The organism is uncultured Algibacter sp. (assembly GCF_947495925.1).
Classification (GTDB): Bacteria; Bacteroidota; Bacteroidia; order Flavobacteriales; family Flavobacteriaceae; genus Algibacter_E.
On sequence record NZ_CANMAU010000004.1, the window covers coordinates 314,008 to 326,595 of the forward strand.

13 protein-coding genes are annotated in these 12,588 nt (G+C 31.2%); 4 read left to right on the plus strand and 9 right to left on the minus strand.

The window, feature by feature from the left end:
• The first annotated feature begins 34 nt into the window (after window positions 1–34).
• Both Q0857_RS10445 and Q0857_RS10450 read left to right on the plus strand, forming a co-directional pair.
• Window positions 35–946 (plus strand): FecR family protein, encoded by a 912-nt coding sequence (locus Q0857_RS10445; RefSeq protein WP_298534788.1) that lies wholly within the window; start codon window positions 35–37, stop codon window positions 944–946.
• Window positions 930–3,221, plus strand: a complete 2,292-nt coding sequence (locus Q0857_RS10450; RefSeq protein WP_298534790.1) for a TonB-dependent siderophore receptor — start codon at window positions 930–932, stop codon at window positions 3,219–3,221. The genes Q0857_RS10445 and Q0857_RS10450 overlap by 17 nt, the downstream gene beginning before the upstream one ends.
• 11 nt (window positions 3,222–3,232) lie before the next feature.
• Here Q0857_RS10450 and Q0857_RS10455 read toward each other — a convergent pair whose 3' ends face one another.
• Genes Q0857_RS10455 through Q0857_RS10470 form a run of 4 tightly spaced genes read right to left on the minus strand, consistent with a single transcriptional unit; the run spans window position 3,233 to window position 7,114 of the window.
• Window positions 3,233–3,772 (minus strand): acyl-CoA thioesterase, encoded by a 540-nt coding sequence (locus Q0857_RS10455; RefSeq protein ID WP_298534793.1) that lies wholly within the window; start codon window positions 3,770–3,772, stop codon window positions 3,233–3,235.
• A 6-nt stretch (window positions 3,773–3,778) separates the two neighbouring features.
• Window positions 3,779–4,138, minus strand: a complete 360-nt coding sequence (locus tag Q0857_RS10460) for a 6-phosphogluconate dehydrogenase (RefSeq protein ID WP_298534795.1) — start codon at window positions 4,136–4,138, stop codon at window positions 3,779–3,781.
• A 21-nt stretch (window positions 4,139–4,159) separates the two neighbouring features.
• Entirely contained in the window at window positions 4,160–5,548 is a 1,389-nt protein-coding gene (gene rmuC, locus Q0857_RS10465) for a DNA recombination protein RmuC (protein WP_298534797.1), read from the minus strand.
• A 57-nt stretch (window positions 5,549–5,605) separates the two neighbouring features.
• Complete coding sequence (locus Q0857_RS10470; protein WP_298534799.1) at window positions 5,606–7,114, minus strand: reverse transcriptase domain-containing protein; 1,509 nt, start codon at window positions 7,112–7,114, stop codon at window positions 5,606–5,608.
• A gap of 136 nt (window positions 7,115–7,250) precedes the next feature.
• On the opposite strand from Q0857_RS10470, the gene Q0857_RS10475 reads away from it, so the two are divergent.
• The gene (locus Q0857_RS10475) at window positions 7,251–7,421 is read left to right on the plus strand and encodes a hypothetical protein (RefSeq protein ID WP_298534802.1); all 171 of its coding nucleotides are present in this window, start codon (window positions 7,251–7,253) and stop codon (window positions 7,419–7,421) included.
• Between the two features lie 137 nt (window positions 7,422–7,558).
• A complete protein-coding gene (locus Q0857_RS10480) occupies window positions 7,559–8,248 on the plus strand; it encodes a hypothetical protein (protein WP_298534804.1) in 690 nt (229 codons plus the stop codon).
• Window positions 8,249–8,251: 3 nt separating this feature from the next.
• On the opposite strand, the gene Q0857_RS10485 is transcribed toward Q0857_RS10480, so the two are convergent.
• The 5 genes from Q0857_RS10485 to Q0857_RS10505 all read right to left on the minus strand — a co-directional run bounded on the left by Q0857_RS10485 (window position 8,252) and on the right by Q0857_RS10505 (window position 12,588).
• Window positions 8,252–9,049, minus strand: coding sequence for an ABC transporter ATP-binding protein (locus Q0857_RS10485; RefSeq protein WP_298534806.1), 798 nt, complete (start codon window positions 9,047–9,049; stop codon window positions 8,252–8,254).
• Complete coding sequence (locus Q0857_RS10490; protein WP_298534809.1) at window positions 9,049–10,077, minus strand: iron ABC transporter permease; 1,029 nt, start codon at window positions 10,075–10,077, stop codon at window positions 9,049–9,051. The genes Q0857_RS10485 and Q0857_RS10490 overlap by 1 nt, the downstream gene beginning before the upstream one ends.
• Window positions 10,078–11,214, minus strand: a complete 1,137-nt coding sequence (locus Q0857_RS10495) for an ABC transporter substrate-binding protein (protein WP_298534812.1) — start codon at window positions 11,212–11,214, stop codon at window positions 10,078–10,080.
• A 61-nt stretch (window positions 11,215–11,275) separates the two neighbouring features.
• Window positions 11,276–11,842: an alpha-ribazole phosphatase gene (gene cobC / locus Q0857_RS10500; RefSeq protein WP_298534814.1), complete on the minus strand. Its 567-nt coding sequence runs from the start codon at window positions 11,840–11,842 to the stop codon at window positions 11,276–11,278.
• Window positions 11,827–12,588, minus strand: coding sequence for an adenosylcobinamide-GDP ribazoletransferase (locus Q0857_RS10505; protein ID WP_298534816.1), 762 nt, complete (start codon window positions 12,586–12,588; stop codon window positions 11,827–11,829). The genes cobC and Q0857_RS10505 overlap by 16 nt, the downstream gene beginning before the upstream one ends.

Here is a 12,588-nt window from a genome sequence, read left to right on the forward strand (position 1 = left end):
CAGGGATTTTAAGATTTAAGTTGTTATACTATTAATGGACAAAGAATATTTAATAAAAAAGTGGCTGAATAATGAGTTGACAGAAGCTGAAAAAGATGTATTTAAGGAGCTTGATGATTATGAGTTAAATACTAATATTCTTGATGCTGCAAAATATTTTAAGGCGTCTAATTTTTCAATTAATAGAAATTTTGAGGCATTTAAGGAGCGGTATGAATCCAATAAAAATCCGGTCAGGAGATTAAGTTGGCTAAAGCCTGTAATTCAAATAGCTGCGGCTTTGGTAATAGGTTTTGGTATTTATTTTTATGCTTTCAAAGACACCATTACTACTTTTCAAACTTTATCACATCAGAAATCTATTATAGAGCTTCCAGATCAATCAAAAGTTAGACTGAATGCGCTTTCTCAAATAAAGTTTAATAAAAATGATTGGCAACATGATAGACATGTTAAACTAAATGGCGAAGCTTATTTTATGGTAGAAAAGGGTAGTAAGTTTGACGTAGTTACTAGCGATGGTTTGGTCTCTGTTTTAGGAACAAAATTTAACGTAAAACAACGTCATAATTATTTTGAAGTCAAGTGCTTTGAGGGAGTGGTAAGCGTGATTTCAAATAAAATTAAACGCATTTTGTATGTAGGAGATACTTTTCGAATTTTAAACGGTAGCTTTATTGAAGATAAAACAGGATTTGTTGAACCTCAATGGATTAATAATGTTAGTCGTTTTAATGAAGTCCCTTTTTTAGTTGTTATTGAAGAATTTGAAAGGCAGTATGATGTAAAAGTCGCACTTAAAAGTGTTAATTCGATGCGAAAGTTTACAGGAGGATTTAAACACGATAATATTAAACAAGCACTCATTTCTATCACAAAACCAATGGGTTTAACTTATGAAGTTAGTTCATCTAATGACATTGTAATCCATGAAAATACAAATTAGTAAGTGCGTTTTATTTGTATTGATTACTTTTGCTTTTTCCTTGGCTGTCAATACTCAAGAGAATTTAAAAAAACTTCCGCTTATCTCTGTTTTACGTGATATTCAAAGGCAATATAATTATCAATTTAACTATGCAAAAGATGTTGTTGAAGGCTATAAAATTGCTCCGCCGTCCAAAGAGATGTCATTTTCTGAAGTTTTGGATTATTTGGAGAAAACGACAAGTTTACAATACACCCTTATTAGTGATAGTTTTGTTTTAGTTAGCATACCCGAAGTTGTGGATTTAAAGCAAGATTTGCAGTTGTTACCAGAAGTTATTGTTCCTAGTTACATTATTAAAGGGATAAGTAAGTTGGATAATGGTTCTTTTAAAATTGATTTCTCAAAATTTACTATGCTTCCGGGGTTGATTGAAACAGATGTTTTAAGATCAGTACAAGCATTTCCTGGAATACAAAGCATTAATGAAAATGTCTCTAATATTAGTATAAGGGGAGGTAGTCATGATCAAAATTTAATTTTATGGGATGGCATTAAAATGTATCAGTCTGGGCACTTTTTTGGACTTATTTCCATGTATAATCCGCAGATTACACAGAATGTGTTTTTATTTAAAAACGGATCTGATGTAAGTTATACTGATGGTGTTTCTGGTTCTATTTCTATGCAAACTAATAACCAAGTTAATACTAATTTTAAGGGGAATATTGGTGTTAATTTTATTGATACTAATGGTTTTGCAGATATTCCTATAGGTAGAAAATCATCAATTCAAGTGGCTCTAAGAAAATCAATTAATGATTTTGTTAAAACGCCAGCTTACAATAACTTTTTTGACAAAATTTCGGAAGATACTGAAGTTGAAAACAGTAGGAGTGCAGTAATGAATACTGGTAAAGAGTTTGATTTTTATGATGCTTCTTTTCGATGGATTTATAAAGTAAGTGATAAAGATGAATTACGAGTTAATTTTATAAATGTAGCTAATGAGTTGATATTCAATGAAAATACTTTGGAGGAGTCAAGAGAAAGTAGTGTCACGCAAAAAAGTATAGCAGGAGCAATTCACTATGATAAGGTTTGGAATGATAAATGGCAATCATCATTTGAACTTTATGAAACAGATTATAAGCTAAAGGCCATTAACGCGAATATTGTTGATTCTCAACGATTTTTACAAGAGAATATCGTGTCGGAAACAAGTTTTAAATTAAAGACCAATTATTGGCTTAGCGAAAGACTTAGCTTGTTAAGTGGATATCATTTTGTAGAAACGAAGGTGACCAATTTAGATGATGTGGACTCACCAATTTTTAGACAATTAATTTCAGAAGTACTTAGAACACATGGTGTTTTTTCTCAGATTAATTATAAATCCTTAAATAAAAATACAAGTTTATCAACAGGAGTTAGGTTTAATTATATAAGTAAGTTTAAAAAGCAAATTTGGGAACCTCGTTTCATTTTTACACATAAATTGCATAAAAATTTAAGTCTAGAAGTTCTTGGAGAAATGAAACATCAAAACACTTCGCAAGTGATTAATTTTCAGAATGATTTCTTGGGTGTTGAAAAAAGGAGATGGCAACTCTCTAACAACAGCAGCATTCCTATTATAAAAAGTAAGCAAGTGTCAGTGGGAGCAAATTATAATAAAAAAGGTTGGCAATTAAGTTTAGAAGCCTATCATAAAAAAGTAAATGACATAACCTCTCAAAGTCAAGGATTTCAAAATCAGTATGAGTTTGTTCAAGCTATAGGCGATTATAAAGCTGATGGAGTCGATTTTATTTTAAGAAAACAAATACATAGCCTTAATGTTTGGTTAAGCTATGGATATTTAAATAGCACCTATACGTTTAAGTCATTACCTGAATACAAGTTCCCTAGTAATTATAATATTAATCATGCAATTACACTGGGAAGTACATACAAATATGGTAACCTAAAAGTATCTGCAGGTTTAAATTGGTTTTCCGGTAATCCGACAACTCTACCAATTAAAGGAAATGAAATTGTTGGTAACGAAATTAATTTTAGTACAAGCAATAGTAATGAATTAAAAGACTATTTTAAATTAGATATTTCTGCATCATATAATTTCAAAGTTGGACGGAAAACTAGAGCTGAAATAGGAGCATCTATTTGGAATGTTTTTAATAGAAAGAATGAAATCAATAATTTTTTTCGAGTTAATAATGGAGATGTTGATGAAACACTGCAAACGTCTTTGGGGTTTTATCCAAATATTGTAATGAGGGTTTATTTTTAAACACAGTCGTTTTATTTCAGATCAATTTTTGCATTTTGTGTTTTTATAAGCTCCAAATGTTCCTCCATTTTAAATTCGGAAGATTTAAACTTAGTAGACCGTTTTCTAGCCTGGTCCTGTCTGGCAATACTTCTAGCAAAACGTCTAATACTCTGCTCTGTATCTAAAATTAACCCTGGAACCGTAGCGTTTTTGCCATGCTCATTCTTTGCAACCATTGTGAAATAAGATGAGTTACAGTGTTTTACTTCTCCCGTTCGAATATTTTCTGATTCTACTCTTAATCCTATAACCATAGAAGTTCTTCCAGTGTAATTAACCGAAGCTTTTAAAGTTACTAATTCTCCAACTTCAATTGGATTTAAAAAATCTACTCTATTTACTGATGCAGTTACACAGTAATTGTTGGAGTGTTTTGAAGCACAAGCAAATGCAATTTGATCCATTAAATTTAAGATATGCCCACCATGAATTTTTCCGCTAAAATTAGAGTGGGATGGAAGCATAAGTTCTGTAATTGCTACTTGTGATTCTTTTGCGTGTTTATACATGTATTTTTATTTATTCATTTTTCTATCAGTCTTTTCGACTTTTGTTATAAAATATTTAGTGTCTCCTAACCAAAAAAGGTTTTTGTAGCGTTCAAAATAATGCAGCTTAACATAGTAGCCTTGCATATTGTTTAAGTCTTCTATAACTTGTTTTTCACCATCTTCAACCGAGAATTTAAAAAATTGCGAATCTGAAACACCTTGACTTATTTCACCTTCCCAAGTTTTAATAATAACGCCTTTACTACTAAATTTCACCAGTTCTCCAGCTCTAACCCCTTTGCTGTAGGTTGCAAAGTATAAAAAGCAGAAATAACCAACGAAAATGACAATTAACCCAATAATTATTCTAATTAAAATTTTCATAATATCGTATTTTTAGTAAATTTAAATATGGTCCTCTTCAGCACGTTTTATGATAGCTTCAGGGAGTGATTTTTTAGCTTTGGCTCCCATTTTTTTAAGTTTCTCAACACTAGTTATAAGGTTGCCTCTTCCTTCAACTAGCTTGTTCATTGCTGATGAATAATCGTTTTTTGCAGCATCAATCTTTTTGCCAACTCCTGTTAAATCTGTAACTAAACCTTCAAATTTATCATATAAAGCTCCAGCTTGTCGCGCAATTTCGACAGCATTACGTTGCTGCTTCTCGTTATTCCACATGCTGTCTATTGTACGTAAAGTAGCAAGAAGTGTTGAAGGTGTAACGATAACAATGTTTTTCTCAAAAGCTTTGTTGTAAATAGCGTTGTCTTCGTTAACAACTATGGCGAATGCTGGTTCTATGGGTATAAACATGAGTACAAAATCTGGTGATTCTATGTCATACAGATCTTGGTAATTTTTTTCTGAAAGTTGATCGACATGCTTTTTTATAGAATTAACATGGGCTTTTAAATATTTGATTTTGTCCTCTTCATCTGCATTTACCAAGCGCTCATAATCGGTTAAGGAGACTTTACTATCAATAATCATTTTTTTACCATCAGGAAGATGTAGTACAACATCTGGTAAAACTCGTGAACCATTATCTAAAGTAAAACTTTGTTGTATAAAATACTCTCTATCTTTTTCTAAACCAGATTTTTCAAGAACACGTTCTAGCACTAATTCGCCCCAATTCCCTTGCATTTTACTGTCGCCTTTTAGAGCTCTAGTTAGGTTTGTAGCCTCTTTAGTCATTTGTTGATTTAGGTCTTTAAGACCCAATAACTGCTCTTTTAAAGCAGAATGCATACTGATACTTTCTTTTTGAGAAGCCTCTACTTTTTTCTCAAAACCTTGTATTTTTTCTTGTAACGGACTTAATATATTTTTAATATTTTCTTTATTCTGCTCCGTGAATTTATTTGATTTTTCGTCAAGAATTTTGTTTGCCAGATTTTCAAATTCTTTTGTGAATTTTTCCTGAAGTTTTTCAACCTCTTCTTTTTGCTCGTTATTTTTTAAGGTCAGGTTTTCGAATTCTGTATTCCTTCTTGTTAGTTCGGCATTAAGAAACTCTTTTTCTCGTCTAATGCTTTCTCTTTCGTTTTCTAGTTTTGTAATAGTCGATTTGAGCTCTTCAACTTGGTTTTTAAAAACTTCAGTTTGTTTGTTTTTTTCTTCTTCTGCAGACCCCTTTAAATGATTTAGCTGTTCTTGTAAATTGCTATTGCGTTCTTGTAAGGTGCTTTGCTCACTTTTACTTTTAAGTTTGGTAAAAAGCATACCTAAATAGCCACCAATCGCAGCAGCAATTAAAATGGATAAGATGAGAATTATATTGTCGTTCATAATATAAGTATCTAAGATGTAAAAGTAATAAATAAAAAGAGGTGTCTCGAGAACTCTTTAATCTTTCTTAACATTTGAAAAATCATATTTTTTCAAAGTCTTTTGAAGTATTTTCCAATGATTTCGTAACTGTCGTTTTATTTCCGGAGCTTCCAATTCATCAGAAGCTCTGTATGCATATCTTAAATAATTACCTCTAAATTTTCTTTCAAAATTTTTGGTTCTTGCTTTGCTATTTACAAATTCCGTTCTTTTAACTGGAAGCATTCTAGACTTCTCTCCTTTAAAACTAAAAAGCCTATATACTTTTCTTTTAAATATAGGAGCTTCATCTAAAAGGTGTTTTTCTTTAATGGTTTCAACTCTTTTATGTTTTCGTTTTATAGTTTCCTTCATTTCTCTATAAAACTTAGCCAAATTTTTAGACTTTATTAATGTTTGGTAGCCATAAAACTCAAAACCTAAGTAGTTTAATGGAACGTTTTCTTTTAAATTACCATTGTTCTCAATTTTGAAACTTTGTAAACGGCCACGGTTTATTTTGAAAAGTGTTTTCTCTGTTTTTTCTAATGAAATAGTTAATTTATTTTTTATCATTTCATTTTTGACAAACTCTTCAATTAGCTTTATTTGATTTTCTTTACTAATCACGACAATATCATCAGAATATCTTCTGTAGAATACACTGTGCTTTACTGTTAATTCATTTATTACGGATTCATCAAAATCAAGCATATAAATGTTAGCAAGTAATGCGCTAATGGGTAAACCTTGAGGTATTCCCATTAAGTTTTTATTATCATCTTTTTTTTGATTTTTATGTATGATGATATCTGAATCAATAAGGTCTTTTATACTTTCAAAAAAGGTGTGTTTACCGTTTTTTCTATGTTTCGATAATCGCTTTTCATCAAAATGGCCGTTTTTGGATTTTAGATCTTTTAGTTTTACATAAGAAAATTTAGTTGTTGCTTTAAAAATATTAAAATGATCTTTTGGTAACGTTTTGTTGCCTAATATTTTAGCCCAAGCTAATTTTAGTTTTTTATGATTTAGACTAGGAAAGAAGTTTTCTATATCTAGAACTAAAGCAACACAATTTTTTCTTCGTTTAATTTCATCAAAAACATCCTTCGCAAAATGAACATTGTTTTTAAACTTGAGCTTATCATCTGTTTCAATTTGTCTGTATGCAGTTATCGAATTTGAAAGTAATGAGTTATTTTTTAGATAAGTCTCATATTTTGGGTTAATAATTTGTTGTGTATAATAAGAATATATGTGTGCATCAATATGGGAAGCATAAAGTATTTTTCTGATTTTTGTATTTGAAACTACTTTACCTTTTTTGACCTTCTTATGAGAATGCCTTTTTACATCATTAAATTTGGCTAATTTATAGCGACGTTGTTTAATTTCTTTAAAAATTAAAGGAGAAAAAGAGTGATGAGCTACTTTTTTGGAATTCGTAACATAGCGTTCAATATTTTTTCTAATCGACAATGGGGTCTTATTAGTAAAATGTGGATAGCCTCTATCTTTAAACCAGTCTTTTTGTGCTTTCATAATTAAATAAAAGTAAGAGAAGTTCTCGCACGTATTTATAACAGAATAAAACTTACACCTTTTAAAAAGGATTGAACCATTAGCCGAGTTCTCGACTCACGTTGCATTTTTACGTCTAAATAATAAATACTTATATATGATAGAACTTACCCTAGCAATAATTAACTTAGCTTTAGAAGCCTTTAATGTATGCCATAGCTTGGTGTATATCAATGTACTAATAAGAATTATTGAGGTAGTAACGTTACTTCCGAAAATAATTTCTTATCTCGGTGTAACAAAACTAACAGAATTACATAGTACCTAATCTCCATATTTATTAACCCCTTTTCTATTAAAAAGGTCGGATTAAGTGATTGATTAGAAATCAATACAATAGTTCAACAAATGTTTTATTCTTTTTAACTAAAGAACTTCCTTACTTTAGTTGTAAATATAATATTATTGTTATTTTTATCTAAGAAAAATCAATTAAACATGAGCAATTTTATTGTTGGAGATATTGTTACAATTAAATCACATCCTTTATTTAGTAATACACATAAGAAAATAAATGCTTTAACTTCTCTTGTACCTCCTTTGATGGTTGTCAAAGAAGTTCTTTTCGATAAAGAAGAAAAAAAAATATTATATAGTAATGAAATTAAAAAGGCAAAAATTGCTGACTTGACAAAGTATGTATGTGTTTATTTTAACGCAAATAAAAGTGAGTTTGTTGAGAAAACCATTTATCATTCTTTAGTAAAAGGCTACTTAGATTTAAAATATTATAGAAAAGAAGAAAAAAGTAAGTCTTCAAATATTGATTTAGTTTTAGAAGTAGCTAAATATAAACACAATGTTGATTATGAGTTTGGTAAATGCGTTCAGTTTAAAACAAAAAAATTAGAGCATAGAAAATCTTATGATGCTAATACTGTAGAAAGAATTCCAGGAATTTCTTTTCAAACACCTGATTTTATATTGACAGGAATTAAGAATGAAGAGCAGAAAGACTTGTTTTTTAATGATGGTACGCAAAAAAAACAAATGAGTACTCAGTTATTTAAAGTGATGTGGTTTAATCACTATCAACAAAAGTTTAGTGAAGATTATTTACCTAAAGAGTTTTTTGTTGAAGATTTAGAAATATAATACTTATTTTTTTACCCTAAAACTTCCTGTTTTTTCGTTAAAAGCAATTAAGTCCTTTGGAAATAAATTTTCAAAAGTACCATTTAAAATGAGGTTGCAGGGTTCGTCTGAAACAACGTTATTTTTGGTCATTACAATCATTTTATCACAAAGTTGAATGGCCAAATCTATTTCATGAGATGAAAATAAAATGGTTTTACCTGTTTCTTTTGTTAAGCGCTGAAGGAGTTTTAAAATGTACGCCTTGTGATACATGTCCAAATGAGTTGTAGGCTCATCAAGGATAATCAAATCTGTGTCTTGGGCGAGGGCTCTGGCAATCATTACTTTTTGAAGTTGCCCATCACTAAGCTCAAAACATTTTTTATCCTTTAAGTCCTCAATATTAATTTGAATAAGAGCTTCATTCACTACATCAATATCTTTTTTTGAAAAATTTCCAATCCAATTGGTATAAGGCTGTCTTCCTAGAGCAACCAATTCTAATACCGTGAGGTTTTTTGAGGATAAAGATTCGGTAAGTACTAGGCTTAATACTTTGGCTAGTTCTAAATTGGAATATGCGTCAAGAGTTTTGTCATTTAAGAAAATATCACCACTTAACTTCGACTGAACATTTGTTAATGATCGTAATAAGGTAGATTTTCCAATACCATTGGCACCCACTAAACCAACCAATTCACCTTTATGTAATTCAATATTTATGTTAGAACCTATTGTAGTAGTTTCTTTTTTTGAAGTATAGCCAATGGAAAGCTTATTGGTTTTAAGAACGATATGTTTATTTAAAGTGCCACTCATTAAAACATCATTTTACGTTTACGGACCAACAACCAAATAACCACGGGAGCACCTATTAATGAGGTGATGGCATTTATTGGTAGCGTATATTCACTGGATGGTAATTGAGCAATACTATCGCAAATTAGCATGACGATAGACCCAAATAAAAATACAGCTGGTAATAATATTTTATGGTTTGAGGTATTAAATACTTGTCGAGTTATATGAGGAATGGCAAGACCAATAAATGCAATAGGGCCAGCAAAAGCCGTAATGGTTCCGGCTAGTAAGCTTGTAGATATAATAATGATTAGCCTGCTACGCTTTATATTAAGCCCTAAGCTTTTGGCATAATTTTCACCCAATAATAAAGAGTTTAACCCTTTTATTGTCCCTAAGCTTAACAGAATACCAAGTAAATAAATGACAAATAAAATAAGCAACTCATTCCAAGATAAATTACCTAAACTGCCAAAGCCCCAAAAGAAATATTGCTGTAATTCTTCTGCTGAACTGAAATAGGACAGCACATTTACTATGGCTGCCGATACACTTCCAAACATCAAACCAATAATTAATATAGCCATGGCATCGCGAACCTTAGAAGACACAATTAAAACAAGCAGCAGCACTAGAAAACTTCCCAGTGTAGCAGCAATTACAATAGTCCATTTAGAAGCCAACATGCCAAGTAAAATACCACCGAAAATTGAAGAGCCCATAGTTACTATAGCTACACCCAAACTAGCGCCAGAGGTAATCCCTAGAACAAATGGGCCGGCAAGCGGGTTCCTAAACAAGGTTTGCATCATTAACCCCGAAATACCTAGACCAGAACCCACAATAATGGCAGTGAATGCTTTTGGTAACCTATAATCCATTATAATATAATGCCATGAGGGATTTTGATCTATCCCAAATAGTATATTGATGATGTCTTTATTTGGAATGGAAACTGACCCCAGACTTACATTCAAAAAAAAGACTAGAATCAATAGAAAAACTAGAGTAATAAATGAAATGGTATATCGATGAGTGTGCTGCAATTAATCTAAACGTTTAAAAAAGAAATTTTCGTAATCACTTAATAGATTTGGATGAGAAATATTAATGATGTCTTTTAATATAATATCGGGCCTTAGAGGGCCTAATTCATAGTATAACAAACCACCCTCAGGACCAATTTTATTAGTGTAAGAGTAAATGTTATTATTTTTAAAAGCGTCAAAGTAGGTGTAGCCTTTATGCTGATCTTGCATTTGTTTTTTATTTTCAAATAATCCAACACCTAGCCATAATTCTGCCTTATTAGCTTTTTCTAAAACATTCTCGAAATTCAATTGAAGACTTCCGTTAGAGTTGTTTTCTTTCCACAGATAATTTGTATTAGCATCCTCTAAAAATTTTGCTACAAAGCTTTTTCCTCCAGGAACATACCAAACATCTTTTATCATTGACCCGGAGAAAACAGTAGGTTTTTTATTAACTTTTAAAGCTATTTGTGCTGCTTTCAGGTAATTAGACTCTATATCGTTAAAAATGCGGTTAGCTTCTTCTTTTTTGTTGAAAAAAGCCCCTACGAATTTTATCCATTCGGCCCTACCAAGCGGATGTGCTTCTGTCCAGGCACCATCTAAAACTACTGGGATTCCAAACGTTTCTATCTGATCTAGTTTTTTGTCATTTCCATTAACTGAAAACCCTATAACAAGTTCTGGTTGCAACTCAAGAAGCAATTCTATATTTATTTTTAAATCATTATTTAAATCTTTGATTTCACCATTATCAATTCGCGCTCTTGTTTTTTCAGAAGAAATAAATCTGGTATTAGGAAAACCTACTAGTTTGTCATCAATATCTAGATATTCCAAAGTAGGAATATTAGTTGTAGACATGACTACTATTTTATTAATTGGTAGTTGAATAATAATATCAGTTTCGTTATGTTTAGGAATGGTTTGTCCTTTTTCTACTAAAAGATAACGGTAGGTGTCTTCACTCTTGGGCCAGGGAGAGGTAACAATTATTTCTGTATGAGTTTTGTAATAGTTTATAGCAAAACCTGTCGCATATTTTAAAACTTCTTTTTTTACATTAGCCTCTGTTTGTTTTGGTTTGCTCTTGTCCTGTTTGCAAGATGTGAGAGCTAGAAAACATATGAAAAATAGAACGGTTGAACGCATAAGATAAAATTGTGGTCTAAAGGTCATTATTTTTTTTTAATATTTGATCTGAAACGCATTTTTAAATATTGATAGCCGTGATAAGATTAAAAGTGTCGACTTCTTTTTTTATATGGAAAACGTCTCCGTAATTTATTTTTATATTGAATGAATCTTTTAAATCTATTTTTAAAAGAGTGGATAAAAAAGCTCGAATAGGTCCAGCGTGCGAAATAATAATTAGATTTTCTGCAGTTTCCGAAAACAAAATTTCTTCAAATAAAGCAGTTACTCTTGATGCTAATTGGGTGTAAGACTCCCCTTTAGGGACAGATACAGTTACAAAGTCAGACATCCAAGGTGTTAGGTCTTTTTCTGGAATATCATTCCAAGGTTTCATTTCCCAATCTCCAAAATGCAGCTCTTTTAAACGACTATCAAAAACAACATCGTTACTAAACTGTTTTGCCAATAGTGCACAACGTTTTAATGGGCTTGAAATGATTTTGAAAGATTCTAAAGTCGGAATTTTTGATTTAACCACCTTAAATTCTTCATCATGGTTATCATCTAATTCTAAGTCACTATGGCCATAGCAAATGCCTTTTTTAATTTTTGGAGTTGTATGTCTTACTAGATAAATTTCCATAATACTAGCACGCTTAAATAAAATACCACTTCGCATAGTTGTTGCACAGCACCTGCACAGTCTCCAGTTTGACCACCTAACCATTTTTTAAATTTTCGTCCTAAGTATACCTTAGACAAGTAGGTAGGTAGTATAGTTAAGAATATTAAAGGCGTATTGAAAAAGAATAATGGCAGAAGCCCAAAAAAACCACTAAGGATTAGCATACCAAAGGAAATACTTTTGGCTGCAGGTTTTGCTTTACTATCGTCTGTATCTCTTACATATGGGTGCGTATAAATTAAAGTGGTGGCAATAAATCTGCTCAAACTATGTCCTGATACTATAACTAGAGGAATAAAATATGGGTTAATTTCTCTTAAAGCAGAAAATTTTATAGCTAGTATTAAAACTAATCCTGCAGCTCCATAAGTTCCCAAGCGTGAGTCTTTCATAATGATGAGGATTTTTTCTTTAGTCCATCCGCCACCTAGGCCATCACAAACATCGGCAAATCCATCTTCATGGAAAGCTCCTGTAACATAAATAGTTGAAACCATACTTAAGAGAATCGAAATTTCCGTCGAAAAAATAAATGAAGCACTGTAAAAAATAAATGCTCCAATGCCACCAACAATAATTCCCACTAAAGAAAAATATTTAGCGCTTTTCTTTAAATACTCGGGATCATGATCGACCCATTTAGGGCAGGGGATTCTCGTGAAAAACATGATAGCCATAAGAAATATTTGGACTTCTTTTTTCAT